Annotated in this window: 11 protein-coding genes and 2 CRISPR repeat arrays; all 11 genes read left to right on the top strand. The window is 68.9% G+C overall.

Going from position 1 to position 19,291, the window contains the following annotated elements; translation table 11 throughout:
• Positions 1–334 precede the first annotated feature (334 nt).
• The 11 genes from ACNPQM_RS21595 to ACNPQM_RS21545 all read left to right on the top strand — a co-directional run bounded on the left by ACNPQM_RS21595 (position 335) and on the right by ACNPQM_RS21545 (position 18,819).
• Positions 335–1,573, top strand: coding sequence for a ParA family protein (locus ACNPQM_RS21595; protein WP_418085342.1), 1,239 nt, complete (start codon positions 335–337; stop codon positions 1,571–1,573).
• A complete protein-coding gene (locus ACNPQM_RS21590) occupies positions 1,570–2,751 on the top strand; it encodes a ParB/RepB/Spo0J family partition protein (protein WP_418085341.1) in 1,182 nt (393 codons plus the stop codon). Before ACNPQM_RS21595 ends, ACNPQM_RS21590 begins: the two co-directional genes overlap by 4 nt.
• Before the next feature lie 449 nt (positions 2,752–3,200).
• A CRISPR array of direct repeats spans positions 3,201–5,123; the repeat unit is 29 nt; unit sequence GGGACCATCCCCGCGGGTGCGGGGAGCAG.
• A gap of 241 nt (positions 5,124–5,364) precedes the next feature.
• Positions 5,365–8,301 carry a CRISPR-associated helicase Cas3' gene (gene cas3, locus ACNPQM_RS21585; protein WP_418085340.1) on the top strand — a complete coding sequence of 979 codons (2,937 nt, stop codon included), beginning with the start codon at positions 5,365–5,367 and terminating at the stop codon, positions 8,299–8,301.
• A gap of 28 nt (positions 8,302–8,329) precedes the next feature.
• Positions 8,330–10,000 carry a type I-E CRISPR-associated protein Cse1/CasA gene (gene casA, locus ACNPQM_RS21580; RefSeq protein ID WP_418085339.1) on the top strand — a complete coding sequence of 557 codons (1,671 nt, stop codon included), beginning with the start codon at positions 8,330–8,332 and terminating at the stop codon, positions 9,998–10,000.
• Positions 9,997–10,704 (top strand): type I-E CRISPR-associated protein Cse2/CasB, encoded by a 708-nt coding sequence (casB, locus tag ACNPQM_RS21575; protein ID WP_418085338.1) that lies wholly within the window; start codon positions 9,997–9,999, stop codon positions 10,702–10,704. Before casA ends, casB begins: the two co-directional genes overlap by 4 nt.
• Positions 10,701–11,906 carry a type I-E CRISPR-associated protein Cas7/Cse4/CasC gene (gene cas7e, locus ACNPQM_RS21570; RefSeq protein WP_418085337.1) on the top strand — a complete coding sequence of 402 codons (1,206 nt, stop codon included), beginning with the start codon at positions 10,701–10,703 and terminating at the stop codon, positions 11,904–11,906. The genes casB and cas7e overlap by 4 nt, the downstream gene beginning before the upstream one ends.
• On the top strand, positions 11,903–12,622 hold the full coding sequence (gene cas5e / locus ACNPQM_RS21565) for a type I-E CRISPR-associated protein Cas5/CasD (RefSeq protein ID WP_418085336.1): 720 nt from the start codon (positions 11,903–11,905) through the stop codon (positions 12,620–12,622). The genes cas7e and cas5e overlap by 4 nt, the downstream gene beginning before the upstream one ends.
• Positions 12,622–13,392 carry a type I-E CRISPR-associated protein Cas6/Cse3/CasE gene (gene cas6e, locus ACNPQM_RS21560; RefSeq protein ID WP_418085335.1) on the top strand — a complete coding sequence of 257 codons (771 nt, stop codon included), beginning with the start codon at positions 12,622–12,624 and terminating at the stop codon, positions 13,390–13,392. The genes cas5e and cas6e overlap by 1 nt, the downstream gene beginning before the upstream one ends.
• Positions 13,393–13,396: 4 nt before the next feature.
• On the top strand, positions 13,397–14,371 hold the full coding sequence (gene cas1e, locus ACNPQM_RS21555) for a type I-E CRISPR-associated endonuclease Cas1e (RefSeq protein WP_418085334.1): 975 nt from the start codon (positions 13,397–13,399) through the stop codon (positions 14,369–14,371).
• Positions 14,368–14,724, top strand: coding sequence for a type I-E CRISPR-associated endoribonuclease Cas2e (gene cas2e / locus ACNPQM_RS21550; RefSeq protein WP_418085333.1), 357 nt, complete (start codon positions 14,368–14,370; stop codon positions 14,722–14,724). The genes cas1e and cas2e overlap by 4 nt, the downstream gene beginning before the upstream one ends.
• Before the next feature lie 93 nt (positions 14,725–14,817).
• Positions 14,818–18,201: a CRISPR direct-repeat array (repeat unit 29 nt; unit sequence CTGCTCCCCGCACCCGCGGGGATGGTCCC).
• A 216-nt stretch (positions 18,202–18,417) separates the two neighbouring features.
• Positions 18,418–18,819, top strand: coding sequence for a hypothetical protein (locus ACNPQM_RS21545; RefSeq protein ID WP_418085332.1), 402 nt, complete (start codon positions 18,418–18,420; stop codon positions 18,817–18,819).
• Positions 18,820–19,291 lie beyond the last annotated feature (472 nt).

Here is a 19,291-nt window from a genome sequence, read left to right as displayed (position 1 = left end):
GACCAGCACTTTCGCAACAGTCCCTAGTTCGCCTTGGTTCACAGACTTCAAGGGCACAGGACAGCCGGCGTCCGGTTATTACGGCGTAATACCGAGCCGCGTGACGTCGGCTCATGTTCGGGCCCAGATATCTGTAGGCATCGTGGGCCACCTGACCAGCAGCGCCCACCGACAAGCGGGACGCTCGAGGGCACCGGGGGTGCACCGCACGCCGGTTGAACCGCGCCTGCCCACAGAAGACCGGGACTGCCCACACGTAACCAGGACCAGGAAACAGCTAAGAGCTAACGTGTCGGTGCTTCCATTGATCTTGGACGTTAGTAAAGTGTCCAGCATGACTTCGCCTTCCCCTGGCGACCGCGAGAAGGTCGTCTCCAAGTTGCCCGCCGTGCTGCAGCAGGACTTGAAGATCCGGGCAGCCCAGCACGGCATCGACATCCAGCACGCCGTCGAAGCCGGCATCGAGGCATGGCGCCGACTCGGCTCGAACCTTGCCCTCATCGACACAGCCGGCGCCAAGTCCTTCGCCACCTTCCTGCCTCCGGGCCAGTGGGACGACTTCCGCAACGACTGCGGTTTGCGCGGCGTCTCCCTCATCCAAGGGCTTGCCCAGTCCGTGCAGATGTGGCTGGAGACCAACCCCGCCCCCACCGTCGTACGGCCGGAACACCCCAAGCGGATCATCGTCTGCAATCAGAAGGGCGGAGTCGGCAAGACCGCCATCACCGCCGGTACGGGTGAGGCGCTCGCCGAAGACGCCAACCAGCTTCACCCTGTGCGGATCTCCAAGCACTTCGCCGCCGCCCTCTCCGACACCGAGGACGAATCCCCCCTCGACTACGAAGACCTGCCCGGCCTCGGTCTGCGAGTCCTGCTGGTCGACTTCGATCCTCAGTGTCACCTCACGAAGCAGCTTGGCCATGAACCGCTGCCGCTCGAGGGCGACAGCCTCACCAAGCACATGGCAGGCGAGTCCAAGGGGCAGCTCCGGGACCTCATCGTCTCGATCGAAGACCCTCGGTTCGGTGACCGCCTCCACCTTCTGCCTGCGTGCACCGATGCGTTTCTCCTCGACGTCAAGCTGTCCGGTGTCCGGGCCCGTGAAGCCGCCCTCGAAAGGGCCCTGTCGCCCATCGAGAACAACTACGACGCGATCCTTATCGACTGTCCGCCGAGCCTCGGGCTCAGCATGGACGCCGCTGCGTACTTCGGGCGCCGCCGCCAGGGAGAGGCCCCTGGCAATTCCGGTGTCCTCGTCGTTGTCCAGGCAGAGGACAGTTCCGCAGACGCGTACGGCCTGCTCACCTCGCAGATCGAAGACCTGCGTGACGACATGCATCTCGAACTCGACTACCTCGGCATCGTCGTGAACCACTACGACGCCCGGCGCGGATACATCGCCACGTCATCCCTTGAGTCGTGGATGGACATAAAGGATCCGCGGGTCCTCGGCGTCATCGGAGACCTCAAGGAGCAAAAGGAGGCAGTACGCGTGAAGCAGCCCCTGCTCGCGTACTCGCCCCGCTGTGACCAGTCCGTCGGAATGCGTGCCCTGGCCCGGGAGATCTCATGAGCAAGGCAGACCGTCTCGGTGCCGGGTCGTCGTTCGGGCAGACGCAGGGTGGCATCAGCGCGCGCCGCGCTGCCATCAACGCCGTCACCGCAGCACCCACCGAGGGAGCACCGCCCCCCGTCAAACTCCCTGTTGGTGCCATCAGCCTGAACCCGGACAACCCGCGCTCCGACCTCGGCGATCTGACCGACCTCGGTGCCAGTCTCCGCGACCACGGGCAGAAGACTGCGATCAGCATCATGGGCCGGTTTGCCTACCTCGAAGGCAACCCCGGGCGCGAAGACGACCTCGATCCGGGAACCAAGTACGTCGTCATCGACGGCAACTCCCGTCTCGCCGCAGCGCGGGAAGCCGGCCTCACCGAGATCAAGGTCATGCTCGACGACGACCTCGGCAGCAACCCCGACGAGATACTGGAGTCGGCCCTCGTCGCCAACATTCACCGCCAGGAGCTTGACCACCTTGATGAGGCCAAGGCTCTTGAGCAGCTGCTCAAGGTGCACGGCACCCAGGAAGCTCTCGCGGCGCGACTGCACCGCTCCCAGGGATGGGTCTCCCAGCGGCTCGCGCTGCTGACGCTGACACCCGAGCTGAAGGAGAAACTGCAGTCAGGCGAGGAATCGGCAGCTCTGCTCCGTCGGGTCGGTAAGAAGAAGGCTGAGGAGCAGGAGGCTCACCTGCGGCGCCTGAAGGAGAAGGAAGCCCAGGAGGCTGCCGAGAAGAAGGCCCGCGCCGAGGAGAGGAAAGCTGGCAGCCGCAAGCAACTTGCCGACATGCCTGCGGAAGGCGATCAGGCGCACCGATCTCATTACGGCGTAATAAACGGCACCCCTCAGGCTCAGAGTGCCGAACCTCGGCCAGCTGCTCCGGAACAGGCCGGCGTCACTGCAGCGGTACTTCCCGAGCCACGCGTCCAGCCCAGAGCAGCTGACAATGCCGCGGTGTCCGAGAAGCGCGTCGATTCCTCGGCCCGGCCGCCGGTAAAGATGCCGTGGCACGACGGGGCGGCAGCAATGGAGATCGTCTTCTGGAAGCTCGACGAGGAGCAGCGGCGCCTTGCGATCGCCCGCTACCTCGAGATGGTTGGCGGACCTGAGGCTGCAGCCGATGACCTGAGGGCTGCCTCTTCGCTTAAGTACCGGCGGGCGCTCGTCGAGCACCTCAGCAGCGAGGTGTAGCAGCGCAGACAACGGCCCCTCCGGCACGGGGCCGTTGTCATCTGTCTCAGTGACACGGCCGAGTGATCCCAGGCCAGGTCCCTTCCCCGCACACACCCGTGATTGGAGGGGACGGGTCGGGGCGGCGCCCCGCAGGGCGCACGGCAGCGGGGGAGAGGTCTTCCCACACGGGGTTTCCCAGCGCCTCCGCCCTGCCCCCTCCTGCCGGATTTGTGCACCGTTCCCGCGGGTACGCGGAGCAGCTTCATGTCTTCAGCCACGACCCCGCGTATCGGGGACCATCCCCGCGGGTGCGGGGATGGTCCCCGAGGCGCAGCGCGACTTCATGCGCAAGGGACCATCCCCGCGTGTGCGGGGAGCAGCGCGTGGTAAAGGGTGCGCATCGTGATGCCCCGGGACATGCGGGTGCGGGGAGTAGCATGAGCGGTTGTCCCCGGTTTCCCTCTGGTTGGGACCGTCCCCGCGGGTGCGGGGAGTAGCCTCCGGCCACGCATCCCTAGGGAGGTAATACGGGACCATCCCCGCCGGCGCGGGGAGCAGCTCTACCGGCGGTACCGCACGACAGAACACCGGGGCCAGCCCTGCGGGTGCGGGGAGCAGATTTCACGAAACCCTGCCAGGTTTTTCGTGTTGGGACCATCCCCGCGGGTGCGGGGAGCAGTGGTCAGATGGCGCTGGACGCCGTGGTGATGCGGGACCATCCCCGCGGGTGCGGGGAGCAGACGTGAGGGCCGCGGGGGGCGGCCTTGATCATGGGACCATCCCCGCGGGTGCGGGGAGCAGGGCATGCGCGTCGAGCAGCGCCGCGGTATCGAGGGACCATCCCCGCGGGTGCGGGGAGCAGCTGCCAGATCATGACGTCCCACTCGTCGGGCCGGGACCATCCCCGCGGGTGCGGGGAGCAGGGCGAGAGCTGGGAAAACGTCATGCGCTTGGCGGGACCATCCCCGCGGGTGCGGGGAGCAGGGCATGCGCGTCGAGCAGCGCCGCGGTATCGAGGGACCATCCCCGCGGGTGCGGGGAGCAGAGCAGCTTGTACGTCTCGTTGTCCAGCGTGGTGGGACCATCCCCGCGGGTGCGGGGAGCAGGCCTCTTGCCCTTGCCCACTGCATGCCTCCTGGGGACCATCCCCGCGGGTGCGGGGAGCAGTCATGTCCGAGGCCGCCGACGACAGCCCGCCGGGGACCATCCCCGCGGGTGCGGGGAGCAGCACCGGGCCGGCCAGCCGCCCCTGCTCGCCCTCGGATCATCCCCGCGGGTGCGGGGAGCAGCCGATCTTGATGTACCGGCCGGTGAGCGTGCCGGGACCATCCCCGCGGGTGCGGGGAGCAGCTTGCATCGAAAATGGTTCGCTCGGTTCTGCTGGGATCATCCCCGCGGGTGCGGGGAGCAGGTCATCGCAGAATGCGACATCTGGCAACTGTGGGGACCATCCCCGCGGGTGCGGGGAGCAGTCGGAGCCCAGCTGGTAGCGGCGGCCGATCTCGGGACCATCCCCGCGGGTGCGGGGAGCAGCTGATTCCCGTGAGGATTGCCCGGTGCGAGGCGGGACCATCCCCGCGGGTGCGGGGAGCAGATGGCGCCGCCTGGACGGATGGCAGCGCCAGCGCAGGGACCATCCCCGCGGGTGCGGGGAGCAGAAGCGGTGTGCCGCCTCGACCGCGGCCCATACGGGACCATCCCCGCGGGTGCGGGGAGCAGCCCGAGGCAGCCGAGACGACGATGCCCACGTGGGGACCATCCCCGCGGGTGCGGGGAGCAGATGGGGTACTGGCCGTTGTTGTACTGGACGGGGGGACCATCCCCGCGGGTGCGGGGAGCAGACACCAGCCAGACCAACGGAAAGCCGTTCTCCGGGACCATCCCCGCGGGTGCGGGGAGCAGTTACCGGCGCCCTGACCGATGAGCCGGATCTCGGGACCATCCCCGCGGGTGCGGGGAGCAGGTGGAGTGGACGCGGGTGCGCTCGGCGACGACGGGACCATCCCCGCGGGTGCGGGGAGCAGCCTGCCCGAGGGGCCTGGCGGTGGTTTGAGCCGGGACCATCCCCGCGGGTGCGGGGAGCAGAAGCTCAGCCCAGAGCGGCAGGAGGTCTACAAGGGACCATCCCCGCGGGTGCGGGGAGCAGACCTTAGGCAAGTCGTTGAGCTTCCAGTTGGAGGGACCATCCCCGCGGGTGCGGGGAGCAGCCCCGCGAGCACCGATCGCCAGCTCATAGCAGGGGACCATCCCCGCGGGTGCGGGGAGCAGGAAATCGTGCACCGTGACGCGCTGGGTGCGCTGGGACCATCCCCGCGGGTGCGGGGAGCAGTACCTCACGTTTCGAAACTTCTCAAGGCCGGCGGGACCATCCCCGCGGGTGCGGGGAGCAGACTGCGCGACCTGCGGCTTTATGGTGGCGACACGCAGTTTTCCCACACTTTCACCGAGTCCGGCATAACAGGCATAAAGCCCCTAGTTCTTCCGTATGGACGGCGGGTGGGGGTAGTGCAAAGTGATCATCCTAGAGCCTGTCTGCTTGCTGTCAGGGAGCTACTGCCAGGTAGGAAGAAGATTTCCTGAGGTTTCGTCATATAGGCATTCTGGGACTGGGTTTGCCTGTATTCATCTGGCATGACGGGTGAGGGAAAGTCCCGCTCGGGCCTGCGGGGCAGGCTCGACGGGCCGGTGCTGACGGTGTGGGCGAAGCACGACAGGGATTCCGACGGGTGGCTGCCGTTGTGGCGGCACATGGAGGACAGCGCCGCTGTGGCCGGCCTGCTGTGGGACACGTGGCTGCCCGCGAGTGTACGGAAACTGATCGCCTCGGCGCTGCCCGGCGGTGAGCAGGACGCGCGGCGGCTTGCCGTGTGGCTGGCGGGGGTGCACGACATCGGGAAAGCGACGCCCGCTTTCGCCTGTCAGGTCGACCAGCTCGCAGACCTTATGTGTAAGCAGGGGCTGGAGATGCGCTCGGCGCGGGCCATCGGGCCGGACCGCAGGATCGCGCCGCACGGGCTGGCTGGGCAGGCGTTGCTGGGGGAGTGGCTGCAGGAGCGGCACGGCTGGACGGTGAAGCAGACCGGGCAGTTCACGGTCGTCGTGGGAGGACACCACGGGGTGCCTCCGGAGCACGGTCACATCGCGGCTCTGCACAAGCACGGGCATCTGCTGCGTACCCCGGGACCGAGCCGAGCCGCGTGGCGACAGGTGCAGGACGAACTGCTCGATGCGTGCGCCGACGAGTACGGCGTACGGGACCGGCTGGATGAGTGGCGGTCGGTGAAACTGCCGCAGCCGGTGCAGGTGTTGCTCACGGCACTGGTGATCGTCGCCGACTGGGTCGCCAGCAACGCCGACCTCTTCCCTTACTTCCCGCAGGATGTCGCCCGCAGCAGCGAGGAGCGGGTGGCCGCGGCCTGGCGCGGGCTGGACCTTCCGGCGCCCTGGTGCCCGGACGAGCCTGCAGGCGACGCTCAGGAACTGTTCGCCTCCCGCTTCGATCTGCCACCAGGGGCGAAGGTCCGGCCGGTGCAGGAAGCTGCCGTCGAACTGGCCCGGGCGATGAACGAGCCGGGGCTGATGGTGATCGAGGCGTCGATGGGGGAGGGGAAGACCGAGGCCGCCCTCGCGGTCGCCGAGATCTTCGCTGCCCGTTCGGGAGCGGGCGGTGTGTTCTTCGCGTTGCCGACCATGGCCACCGGCAACGCGATGTTCCCCCGCCTTCTGGACTGGCTCGAGCGGCTACCCGCAGCCGAAGACGCCCGGTACTCCGTCCTGCTTGCTCACTCGAAGGCCGCGTTGAACGAGGACTTCGCCGACCTGATGCGCGAGAGCGGCCACCGGATTGTCGCTGTCGACGTGGATGCGCCCGAGGAGCCGCAGTGGCGCCCCTCGCACACGACACGGTCCGCTCCCGCTGAACTCGTCGCGCACGCCTGGCTGCGTGGCCGTAAGAAGGCCATGCTGTCCTCGTTCGTCGCGGGAACTGTCGACCAGTTGCTGTTCGCCGGGCTCAAGAGCCGCCACCTGGCGATGCGTCACCTCGCGGTCGCTGGCAAGGTCGTCGTCATCGACGAGGCGCATGCCTACGACACGTACATGAGTGTCTATCTCGACCGGGTGCTGTCGTGGCTCGGTGCGTATCGGGTGCCTGTGGTGGTGCTGTCCGCGACCCTGCCCGCGGGCAGGCGCCGCGAGCTCGTCGAGGCGTACGCGGGCGGCAGGGCCGAAGCAGCCCGGAGTGCCGTGGAGTTCGAGGTGGTGGGCAAGGCCGGTGCCTATCCTCTGCTGACCGCCGTGACACCTGGCGGGGAGCCGGTCCTGAGGAGTCCTGGGGCCTCCGCCCGGGGCACGGACGTCGTCCTGGAGCGGATCGACGACGACTTCGAGGTTCTCGTGGACCGACTTGCCACTGAGCTGGACGGCGGCGGCTGCGTGCTGGTCGTACGCAACACGGTCAAGCGGGTGCTGGAGACCGCCCAGGCGCTCAGGGCCAGGTTCGGAGACGAGCACGTGACGGTCGCCCACTCCTGTTTCATCGACATCGACCGGGCAGCGAAGGACGCAGATCTCCTGAAACGCTTCGGACCGCCAGGCAAAGCGGAACACCGCCCGACGGGGCCGCACATCGTCGTGGCCAGCCAGGTGGCCGAGCAGTCCCTCGACGTTGACTTCGACCTGCTTGTCACCGACCTCTGCCCGGTCGACCTTCTGCTCCAGCGCATGGGAAGGCTCCATCGGCACCAGCGGGGCGAGGGGCAGCACGAACGTCCCGAGGGGCTGCGCCGGGCGCGCTGTCTGGTCACCGGTGTCGACTGGACCGGCGACGTGCCGGCGCCGGTTCGGGGCTCGGTCGCCGTGTACGGGGCGTACGCGCTCCTGCGGTCCGCGGCCGCGCTCCTGCCCCACTTCGAGGAAGGGCCGAGCCGTCCGGTACGGCTGCCCGACGACATCAGTCCGCTCGTACAGGCGGCATACGCCGACGGTCCCGCAGGCCCGGAGAGCTGGTCACCGGCCATGGCCGAGGCCTTCGCGCGGTACGAGCGGCACCGCGGCGACCAGGCCGAGCGGGCGGCTGTGTTCCGGCTGGAGGAGGCCGGAAGGGATGGCAGGCCCTTGTTCGGGTGGGTGGCGGCGGGAGTGGGCGACGCGGATGATACCCGGACCGGGCGGGCTCAGGTTCGCGACAGCAGGGAGAGTCTGGAGGTCGTCGTTGTGCAGCAGCGCGCCGACGGATCGCTGACGACGGTTCCCTGGCTGGCGCAAGACCGCCACGGCAACCGGCTCGCGGGGCTGGAACTGCCCCGGGACCAGCCCCCGCCGCCTAGAACGGCACGGGCGGCGGCGAGCTGCGGACTGAGGCTGCCGATCCAGTTCTCGTACGCCGATGTCATGGACCGCGCGATCGAAGAGCTAGAGGAACTCTACGTACCCGCCTGGCAGGTGAAGGACAGTCACTGGCTCTCCGGCCAGCTGATTCTTCCGCTCGACGAGGATTGTCAGACCCGTCTGGCAGGGTTCTCACTCCGGTACAGCAAGAGCGACGGCCTCGAGGTGACCCGTGCCTGAAACTGACCAGAACAGCAGGAGTGATGGCGTGCTGTCGTTCGACCTGACCACACAGCCCTGGATTCCGGTGCTGAGACAGGACGGTTGCCAGGACGAGCTGTCGCTGCGCGAGGTGTTCGAGCAGGCTGGCACCCTGCGCCGGCTCGTTGGGGACCTACCCACCCAGGAATTTGCCCTGCTACGCCTGCTGCTCGCCCTGGCCCACGACGCGTTCGACGGACCGCGAGACGCCGAGCACTGGGCAGATCTGTGGGCGGACGAAGAGTGCTTCGCGCCCCTGGCCGCCTATCTCGACGAACACCGCCCCCGGTTTGACCTGCTCGATGCCCGTACCCCGTTCTTTCAGGTTGCCGGGCTGCACACGACGAAGAACGAGGTCTTCCCGCTCAACCGCATCGTGGCCGATGTCCCCAACGGGGAGCCCTTCTTCAGCTCCAGGATGCCCACCGTCGACCGGCTCACGTTCGCCGAGGCCGCCCGCTGGGTCGTCCACACACATGCCTACGACACCTCCGGCATCAAGACCGGTGTCGCGGGCGACGACCGGGTCAAGGGCGGCAAGGTGTATCCGCTCGGGGTCGGGTGGGCCGGCAATCTCGGAGGAGTCTTCGCAGAGGGGCACACACTGCGGGAAACTCTCCTGCTCAACCTCGTGGCTCCGGCCGACACCCCCGGCCTGAGTTCAGGCGGCGACCACGACCTTCCTGCCTGGCGGCGCGAGGCGTGCGGGCCGGGCGAAAGTCCGAAGCGTCCACCCACGGGTGTACGTGACCTGTACACCTGGCAGTCGCGGCGCCTGCTCCTGCACGCAGACGCGGTTGGCGTGCACGGCGTGGTCCTTGGCTACGGTGACCCGCTCACGGCGCGCAACAAGCACGTCTACGAGCCGATGACCGCCTGGCGGCGCAGTACGGCGCAGGAGAAGAAGCATGGCGAACCTCTGGTCTACATGCCCCGCGAGCACGACCCGGCCCGCTCCGCGTGGCGGGGGATCGCCTCCCTGATCGCCGACCGGACTGAGGCGTCCCAGGGTGCGGAAGCCGCGAGCTATCTGCGGCCCAGGGTCCTGGAGTGGATTGCGCGTCTGGTGACAGAAGGCGAGCTGGAGGAAGGCTTCCTCGTTCGGGCCCGGATCGTCGGCGCCCAGTACGGCACGCAGCAGTCCGTCATCGACGAGGTCGTCGATGACCACATTTCCATGGCGGTGGTCCTGCTCCACCAGCAAAAACGTGAGTTCGCCGAGCAGGCCGTCGGCGCCGTCACCGATGCCGACGACGTCGTCAAGGCACTCGGCGACCTCGCCACGGACCTCGCCCGGGCCGCCGGCACCGAGACCGAAGGACCCGGTGCCGTGGCACGCGATCTCGGATTTGCAGCACTCGACACTGCGTACCGCACGTGGCTGGCCGCCCTGGACGGCCATGGCGACCCGTACGAGCAACGCACCGAATGGCAGCGCCGGGTGCACCGCATCGTGGGCAGGCTCGGCGACCGGCTCATCACCGAGGCTGGAGACGCCGCATGGCAGGGCCGGACCATCACGGTCAAGCACGGCACCGAGTGGCTCAACTCCGCTCTCGCGGCTAAGTGGTTCCGATCCCGCCTGGACAGGTGCCTTGGATACCCGAATCTTCCCGACCAGCCATCGGGCGCAGGCAGCGCCCCGGTGACCGAGACCGCCACGAAGGTGCACGCATGACGACCGCTATTGCTCCGCCCACCGTCCGCCGGCGCGTCGAACAGCTCGCCGGCGAACGCATCACCGCACTCCAGCGCGGATATCTGGCTGACGAGGCGACGGCCGTTGCCGCCCTCGCCAGGCTCCGCAGAGGTGCGGGCCGCGAAGCCGGACAGCTCCCCGACCTGTGGAATCTCATCGACACCACCCCGCTGCACGAGCCGCACGACGGCGCGCGCACGTTGAGCGAGAGGGAACTGGTCTGCGCCGAAGACGCCCTGCACGTGGCCCTCACCTTGTGGGCCCTGCACCAGCAGTCCCGCCGCGAGGCCAAAATGCACCAGAGCGGCAGCCGCGGAAAGCCGCGCGGAATAGGTGCCGCCGTGCGCCGCATGATGAAGCCAGGCGAGATCGACGAACCCCTGCGCAAACGCCTGGTCCGAGCCGGCACGGCACCGGATCTGACCGCCCTCGCCCAGCGCCTGCGGGACATCGTCCTGCTGCTGCGCCGCGACCAGTTCCCGCTCGACTACGCGCTGCTCGCCGGACAGCTCTACCGCTGGCAGCAGCCCGGCGGTCCGGACGATGTACGCAGGGAATGGGGCCGGTCGTTCCACGCCTGGCACGAAGAGGACCACAAGACCGGGGAGCAAACGCCCGTCGGCGCCCCGGCCACGACCACCGACACCGCTGACACGACCCACACCGACAAGGACGCCTCGTGACCCGCATCTACCTTGACGTGCACGCCCTGCAGACCGTCCCGCCCAGCAATTTGAACCGGGACGACACCGGTGCCCCGAAGACCGCGGTGTACGGAGGAGTGCCGCGGGCCCGAGTCTCCAGCCAGGCATGGAAGAAGGCCACCCGGGACTACTTCAAGGCCGAGAGCCTCCTCGACCCGAGCGAACTCGGCGTGCGCACCAAGAAGGTCGTCGAGGTCCTGGCCACCCACATCTGCGACGTCGACCCCTCACAGGCGCAGGCCGAGGCCCTGAAGCTGGCGGCCGAGGTCATCGTCGCCACAGGCTTGAAGATCGAGGCACCCAAGCGCAAGAGCTCTGCGAAGGAGACAGGAGCGGAGGACAGTGCGGCGGAGCCGACGCCCCAGTCGAAGTACCTCATGTTCCTCAGCGCCCGCCAGCTCGACGGACTCGCCCGTCTCGCCGTCGAAGGCGCCGCGGACATCAAGACGTTCCTGAAGGACAAGGACAACAAGGCCCGGGCCAAGCAGATCGCCGACACCCGCCACTCCGTGGACATCGCACTGTTCGGCCGTATGGTCGCCGACTCCGCCGACATCAACGTCGACGCCGCTGTCCAGGTCGCCCATGCCATCAGCGTTCACCGGGTCGAGAACGAGTCCGACTACTTCACGGCCGTCGACGACCACAACAAGGACACCGAGCCGGGCGCGGGAATGATCGGCACCGTCGACTTCAACTCAGCAACCCTCTACCGCTACGCAGCCCTCGGCGTCCATCAGCTGGCCGCCAACCTCGGCGAAGGGCTGCGCGAGGACGAGTCGCGCACCACCCCGGTGCGCCGCGCCGTCGAAGCATTCGTCCGCGGCTTCACCGAGTCGCTGCCCACTGGGAAGATCAACACCTTCGGTCACCACACGTTGCCCGATGCCGTGATCGTCAAACTTCGCACCACCCGCCCCATCAGCTTCGTTGCCGCGTTCGAAGAGCCCATCCGCGGCAACCAGGGCGGCCACGTGTCCGAGGCGTCCGCACGGCTGGCGGAGTACATCCCCGATATCGAGCGGGCGTACGGAAATGAGGACTCCACTCTCACGTGGGTGCTCCGCGTCGGCCCGAACACACAAAAGCTCGCCGGCATCGGAACCGAATCGGCGAGCATCAATGAGCTCGTCGCCTCGGTCGGCCAGGCCGTCGCCGAGCGCCTGGAGAAGCCCGCATGAGCGTGCTCACCCTGCGGCTGGCGGGCCCCCTGCAGTCCTGGGGGGCCTCCGCCCGTTTCACCCGCCGCACCACCGAGTCCGCGCCGACCAAGAGCGGCGTGATCGGCATGCTCGCCGCAGCCTCCGGTATCGAACGTGGCGACGACGAGGCACTGGTGCGCCTGGGCGCACTGCGGTTCGGCGTACGCATTGACCAGCCAGGCACCCGGGTACGGGACTTCCAGACCGCACACCACGGCGTCACCGGTACCTCCATGCCGCTGTCCGACCGCTTCTACCTCGCCGACGCAGTCTTCGTCGCAGCCCTCGAGGGCGACGGGGCACTCCTCGCCGCTCTGCACGCGGCACTGCGTATACCGGTGTACCCGCCGTTCCTGGGCCGCCGCTCCTGCCCGCCGGCCCTCCCGGTGGAACTCGGGCTCTACGACGACGTCTCACTCGACCAGGCACTGACGGACGAGCCATGGCAGGCGGCCCCCTGGTACCGCCGGCAGCACCACAGAGAGGCCACGGTGTCGCTCGTCGTCCTGCGCGAGGCCCACGAGGACGAACACGACGCGGACTTCCAGCGCGACCAGCCTCTCAGTTTCGCCGCCGAACACCGCCGGCACGCCCTGCGCACCGTAGTCAGCAGGACCGTGGACATCCCCAACCCGGCTGCCGCGCCCCGGCAAACCCGGCACGATCCGTTCGATGCCCTGGAGGAGAGCGCCTGATGTTCCTGACCCGCTTCCGCGCGAACACCGCGCGCCCCGGCGCCCGCCGCCTGCTCTCCTCCCCCCAGGTGCTCCACGCGGCAGTCATGGCGTCGTTCCCCGGCCTGCTCCCCACAGACCCGGCCGCCCCCGACGGACCGCGAGTGCTGTGGCGCCTCGACCAGAACGCGCGGGCCGAGGTGCTGCTGTACATCGTCAGCCCGGCCCGGCCAGACCTGACCCACCTCGTGGAGCAGGCCGGCTGGCCCGCGGCGGCCACCGACCCGCAGACCCCGGGCTGGCAGACCAGGCCGTACGCCCCGTTCCTCGACCGTCTGGCCGCGGGGGAGAAGTGGGCATTCCGGCTGACCGCCAACCCGGTCCACCACATCCGCCGCAAGGCGGACGAGCCGAAAAAGCGCACCGCCCATCTCAATCCTGTGCATCAGATGGCGTGGCTCCTCGACCGCCAGGAGCGCGGAGGCTTCCGCATCCTGGAGAAGCCGAACGGCAAACGACTGCTGCCCGGCGGAACGACGTTCAAGAAGTACGAGCACCCCGGGGACCAGTACGAACTGACCGTCCGTGACAAACGCGACCTGTCCTTCGACAAGTCCCGCAGCGCCGGCACCCGCGGGAGGACCGTCAGCCTTGTGACGGTCACCTTCGACGGCCGTCTCGAAGTAACCGACCCTGCCGCGCTACGCCGCACCCTCACACAGGGGATCGGCAAGGCGAAGGCGTACGGCTGCGGCCTCATCACCCTGGCACCACTCACCGGCACGGGGTGAAAGAGTGACAACGGTCTCCCAGCGCAACGCCCTCACTCCGCGCCACCTCACTCGCACCGGTGAACGCCTGTCCTTTATCTACCTGGAGCGCTGCACGGTGCACCGGGACGCCAACGCCATCACCGCCGAGGACGCCGACGGCACCACCCACATTCCATCGGCGACCATCGGCACCCTGCTCCTGGGCCCCGGCACCCGCATCACGCACCAGGCAATGAGCGTCCTGGGAGAGACCGGCGCCGCCGTCGCCTGGGTAGGGGAGCAAGGCGTGCGCTACTACGCAGGCGGGCGCGCCCTGACGCGCTCGTCCGCGCTCGCCGAGGCCCAGGCTATGCAGTGGGCGAACGTCCGCAGCCGAGTGGCAGTCGCCCGCGCCATGTACCAGCTGCGCTTCCCCGACGAGGACCCGGCCGGACTCACCCGTAAGGGACTTCTCGGCCGCGAAGGCCGCCGCGTCAAGGACTGCTACCGGGCCCAGGCGGCCCGCACCGGAATCCGATGGCACGGCCGCAAGTACACCCCAGGTGACTTTTCCGCCGGAGACCCGGTCAACCAGGCCATCACCGCCGCTGCCCAGTGCATGTACGGCATTGCCCATGCGGTCGTGGCATCCCTTGGCTGCAGCCCTGCGCTGGGCTTCGTCCACTCCGGCCACGAACTGTCCTTCGTCCTCGACATTGCCGACCTCTACAAGACCGAAATCGGCATCCCCCTGGCCTTCGACGTCGCCGCGGAGGACGAAGAGGACGTGGCCTCCCGCACCCGCAGAGCCCTGCGCGACCGCATCAACGAAACGTCCCTGCTGGACCGCTGCGTGGACGACATCAAGAGCCTCCTGCTGCAGGACGGCCCAGGCCCCGCAGTCTCCAGCGACCAGGATGTCGTCACGCTCCAGAGCGACGGAGGCCGCAAGGTTGCAGCCGGCCGCAACTACGGGGACGCGACGGACAGCGATGAGGACGAGGCGATGCTCTGGTGACCGTGATCGTTCTCACGAACTGCCCCGTCGGTCTGAGAGGGTTCCTCACCCGCTGGCTGCTCGAGATCTCCGCAGGCGTCTTCATCGGCAACCCATCGGCAAGAATTCGCGACGTGCTGTGGGACGAGGTACAGCAGTACGCGGGCCAGGGAAGGGCCCTGCTCGCCCATACGACGAACAACGAGCAGGGCTTTACCTTCCGGACCCACGAACACAGTTGGCTCCCGATCGACCATGAGGGACTAACGCTGATCCGTCGCCCGAACGCTGGGGCGGCACCCAGGAAGGACGGCGATGGCCCGAAGACGGGCTGGAGCAAAGCATCCAAGCGGCGCCGCTTCGGAAGGGGATGAATGCCGGAAATGAACTGTTCGGGTAATTTGCCGGAATCTATGAAAGTGGTTCAGAACGGCTCGCACCCGCGCTAAAACCGCAGGTCGCGGAGTCTGCTCCCCGCACCCGCGGGGATGGTCCCACAGTCCCGGCACCCTTGTTCGTGATCAGCAGCTGCTCCCCGCACCCGCGGGGATGGTCCCCGTCACTGATGAGGCGGTCGGCGAAGGTTCCGCTGCTCCCCGCACCCGCGGGGATGGTCCCCGGCGGCAGGTGGTCAGGGCCTGGCTGACAGACTGCTCCCCGCACCCGCGGGGATGGTCCTCGGTCCGGATTTCCTTGGCGCTGGCATCCACACTGCTCCCCGCACCCGCGGGGATGGTCCCCTGGGACACGTCCGTCATCGGCTCCTGGTGCTCTGCTCCCCGCACCCGCGGGGATGGTCCCGACCGGTCCCGGAATCGCAGTTGCCGCAGCACCTGCTCCCCGCACCCGCGGGGATGGTCCCCTCCCGAATTTAACTGGACCTTCGCATTCCGGCTGCTCCCCGCACCCGCGGGGATGGTCCCTCGGCCCGGTCCTTCACCCAGCTGGGTAGGATCTGCTCCCCGCACCCGCGGGGATGGTCCCGCCATGTACAGCTACACCCCGGCAGAGAAGCGCTGCTCCCCGCACCCGCGGGGATGGTCCCTGGCGGGCGGATTCGCGATCGTCCTGCTGCTGCTGCTCCCCGCACCCGCGGGGATGGTCCCAGGTGTAGCCATGGGTGCTGTTCTCCTACTCGCTGCTCCCCGCACCCGCGGGGATGGTCCCGCACCGGCCCAGGGCGTGCCCGAGGTCAATGGCTGCTCCCCGCACCCGCGGGGATGGTCCCTTGACGGTCTGACATATACAGGCGGTCCTGTGCTGCTCCCCGCACCCGCGGGGATGGTCCCATGGTGACCAGCCACCAGCAGGCCCACGCCATCTGCTCCCCGCACCCGCGGGGATGGTCCCGACCCGGAAGAGATCCGTCTCTTCGGGCTCAACTGCTCCCCGCACCCGCGGGGATGGTCCCCGTCTGGCCGGTCCTCGGGGCGTGCACGAACTCTGCTCCCCGCACCCGCGGGGATGGTCCCGACCGGATCATCGACGCGTACCTCGAACGGGGCTGCTCCCCGCACCCGCGGGGATGGTCCCCGAGAGCCCGAAGGGCGGACCTCCGAAGGAGGCTGCTCCCCGCACCCGCGGGGATGGTCCCAAGGATCCGAGGCCGGTGAGCCATCGGAACGCCTGCTCCCCGCACCCGCGGGGATGGTCCCAACAGTGCTTCCACGAAGGACTCCAAGACGAACTGCTCCCCGCACCCGCGGGGATGGTCCCAAGTACCTCGGTTTCAACCTCGGTGATCCGAACTGCTCCCCGCACCCGCGGGGATGGTCCCAGCGGCCTGCTGGTCGGTGAGGCGCTGCCAGGCTGCTCCCCGCACCCGCGGGGATGGTCCCCAGCGGGCCCGCCGCCCCATGCGGACGGCACGCTGCTCCCCGCACCCGCGGGGATGGTCCCCGGGCCTGTACCTCGCGCGGCCCCGATGCGTACTGCTCCCCGCACCCGCGGGGATGGTCCCGGTGGGGACGCTCATGACGGCTCTCCTAGGTCCTGCTCCCCGCACCCGCGGGGATGGTCCCGCCCTCGTCACCGAAGAGACCGACGCCGGCTACTGCTCCCCGCACCCGCGGGGATGGTCCCTTTCCTCGGGGCCCTGGCCGCGTACATGGATGCTGCTCCCCGCACCCGCGGGGATGGTCCCGCAAGAACACCGAGGCCGCCCGGCGAGACGAACTGCTCCCCGCACCCGCGGGGATGGTCCCCGCGGGACCGAGTGCGTCCAGGCCGGGGCCGGCTGCTCCCCGCACCCGCGGGGATGGTCCCTTGGCCCAGGAAGGTCTTTACGGAAACGCGCACTGCTCCCCGCACCCGCGGGGATGGTCCCGACACCGGGCGGGACCGCGGCGACGCCGGTTACTGCTCCCCGCACCCGCGGGGATGGTCCCGATTTTCGCGCTACCGGCGACACCCTCGATCGCTGCTCCCCGCACCCGCGGGGATGGTCCCTCCCTGGTGGGGTGGCGCTGGATCCGTAGCGGCTGCTCCCCGCACCCGCGGGGATGGTCCCTCTTCGGGAACGCCCTGCAACCCGCCCCCGCCCTGCTCCCCGCACCCGCGGGGATGATCCCGACACCAGCATCGAGGGCTACGGCGGCCGGGGCTGCTCCCCGCACCCGCGGGGATGGTCCCCTCCCGCGAGTTGCGGCGACGCCTGGGCCAGACTGCTCCCCGCACCCGCGGGGATGGTCCCACCGGGCCGACCCTCACGACAACCACGAGGGGCTGCTCCCCGCACCCGCGGGGATGGTCCCCTGCGGGCAGCCCGGACTACTCGGCGGCGAAGCTGCTCCCCGCACCCGCGGGGATGGTCCCACGCTGGCGAAGAAGGGGCTCAACAAGAGCTTCTGCTCCCCGCACCCGCGGGGATGGTCCCTTGACGTTCAGCAACACGGCGACCGACACCCGCTGCTCCCCGCACCCGCGGGGATGGTCCCTGGCGCTGAAGTTCCTCGCGCTTCCCCAGGATCTGCTCCCCGCACCCGCGGGGATGGTCCCGGCAGACCCTGCTGATCGAGCACCCGACTGTCCTGCTCCCCGCACCCGCGGGGATGGTCCCTGCTACTGCACAGCCGTGTTCGACGCCGACAACTGCTCCCCGCACCCGCGGGGATGGTCCCTTGTTCCGGGGGAAGTGCCGCAGCGTGTTCGTCTGCTCCCCGCACCCGCGGGGATGGTCCCGACCTCCGGTACGCCATGGACTGGTCCAAGATCTGCTCCCTGCACCCGTGGGGATGGTCCCCGCAGCCACTTTGCCCCGCGGTGTGAGGCCTGCTGCTCCCCGCACCCGCGGGGATGGTCCCGCGCAGCTGCTCGGTGTTCGGCGTCAGTGGCGCTGCTCCCCGCACCCGCGGGGATGGTCCCTACCTGACCCGAGGGAACCGCCCCCTGGACCCCTGCTCCCCGCACCCGCGGGGATGGTCCCCCGTTCCCGGGAGAACGCCCCGGAGCCGACGACTGCTCCCCGCACCCGCGGGGATGGTCCCAGCAACCTGCCCCCGCGCGCCAGACGCCGATTCTGCTCCCCGCACCCGCGGGGATGGTCCCTCAGGTTTCCCGCAAAAGTGGATCAAGGGGCACTGCTCCCCGCACCCGCGGGGATGGTCCCGCGGGACAGGCATGGTCGTATCATCGGCCCAACTGCTCCCCGCACCCGCGGGGATGGTCCCCGAGTGTCAGGGAAGTTTGGCAAGTAGCCCAACTGCTCCCCGCACCCGCGGGGATGGTCCCATGGTCAAGGCCGCCCCCCGCGGCCCTCATGTCTGCTCCCCGCACCCGCGGGGATGGTCCCCAGCCGCCGCCCTGGACCGGGATGTCGATGAGCTGCTCCCCGCACCCGCGGGGATGGTCCCCGTTGCCGAGCGCCCGCCCTGCCTGCAGCTCCCCTCCGGGAAAACCTTCGACTCCCGGCGCGAGGCTGAGTCCTCCATCCCGGCCCCGACTCAGCAGGCCCTGATGGCAGGCAACCACGGGCCAGGGCGTCGTCCCGCCAGCTCAACCCAATTGAGCCACAACCGAGTTCCGGCAAACCCAGGGCGCGACTGCACCTGAGACGATAAGAAATACTCATGACTGATAACACTTCTTATGGGGTGGGCGTGGACGTCAACGCCGAGCTCAAGAATCTCCAGATGCGCAGGCTCAAGGCATTCACCCACTACTACGCGGAGGACAAGAAGCTGCGTGGGCAGCTGGATGCCCGTCTGGCGGAAATCGATGCTGAGGTGGCCCTGCTGCTGGACAAGAACCATGAGCTGCCGTGCCTGGTCCGGAGGACGCCAGGGCCAGATCACAGCGTCTATCACTCGGCAGATGCACCCTGCGGCCGCGTCCGTGACCGTAGCAACTTCAAGGAGGCGGACGAGTGGGAGGCGATGAACGAGGGGGATTACTCCTACCTCCTCAACCGTTGCACCGCCTGCGACTGGAGCAGGGCGGCGCGGGTTGCCTCACGTCGCGAACAGCAGTGACACCCCGAATGGGGGATGAAAAGTCATACCAGGCAGGGAGACCAACTGTCCGCTCACAAGGGCCTGAGATGACCGCTCACCCGGGCGGACTGCTGTCCATGGACACCGGCGGCTCGGTCTTTATGACCGGTCCCCCCGTACTGCTCCCCGTCCCTGCGAGGATGGTCCCCAGCGCACCGTACCCACGACGGAGTTCGGCGCCTGCTCCCCGCACCCGCGGGGATGGTCCCACGCCGGGGGTGGACCCGGTGAGGTACCCGACCTGCTTCCCGCACCCGCGAGGATGGTCCCAGGTTCGACACGGTGGCGATCGAGGCATTGACCTGCTCCCCGCACCCGCGGGTATGGTCCCGGCCCAAGTGGGTGCCGTTGCGCGAGGAACAGCTGCTCCCCGGACCCGCGGGGATGGTCCCGGCGAGCGCAGGCCCCTGGCACGGCTCTTGGACTGCTCCCCGCACCCGCGGGGATGGTC

The sequence above is a fragment of the Streptomyces sp. NPDC056231 genome (genome assembly GCF_048270745.1).
In the GTDB taxonomy this organism is placed as follows: Bacteria; Actinomycetota; Actinomycetes; order Streptomycetales; family Streptomycetaceae; genus Streptomyces.
This window is presented reverse-complemented; position numbering and strand designations above follow the sequence as displayed.

What these genes read in the sequence shown, in the direction of transcription:
- ACNPQM_RS21595 (WP_418085342.1), top strand. Translation starts at nt 335, where the DNA reads ATGACTTCGCCTTCCCCTGGCGACCGCGAGAAGGTCGTCTCCAAGTTG.
- ACNPQM_RS21590 (WP_418085341.1), top strand. Translation starts at nt 1,570, where the DNA reads ATGAGCAAGGCAGACCGTCTCGGTGCCGGGTCGTCGTTCGGGCAGACG.
- cas3 (WP_418085340.1), top strand. Translation starts at nt 5,365, where the DNA reads ATGACGGGTGAGGGAAAGTCCCGCTCGGGCCTGCGGGGCAGGCTCGAC.
- casB (WP_418085338.1), top strand. Translation starts at nt 9,997, where the DNA reads ATGACGACCGCTATTGCTCCGCCCACCGTCCGCCGGCGCGTCGAACAG.
- cas5e (WP_418085336.1), top strand. Translation starts at nt 11,903, where the DNA reads ATGAGCGTGCTCACCCTGCGGCTGGCGGGCCCCCTGCAGTCCTGGGGG.
- cas6e (WP_418085335.1), top strand. Translation starts at nt 12,622, where the DNA reads ATGTTCCTGACCCGCTTCCGCGCGAACACCGCGCGCCCCGGCGCCCGC.
- ACNPQM_RS21545 (WP_418085332.1), top strand. Translation starts at nt 18,418, where the DNA reads ATGACTGATAACACTTCTTATGGGGTGGGCGTGGACGTCAACGCCGAG.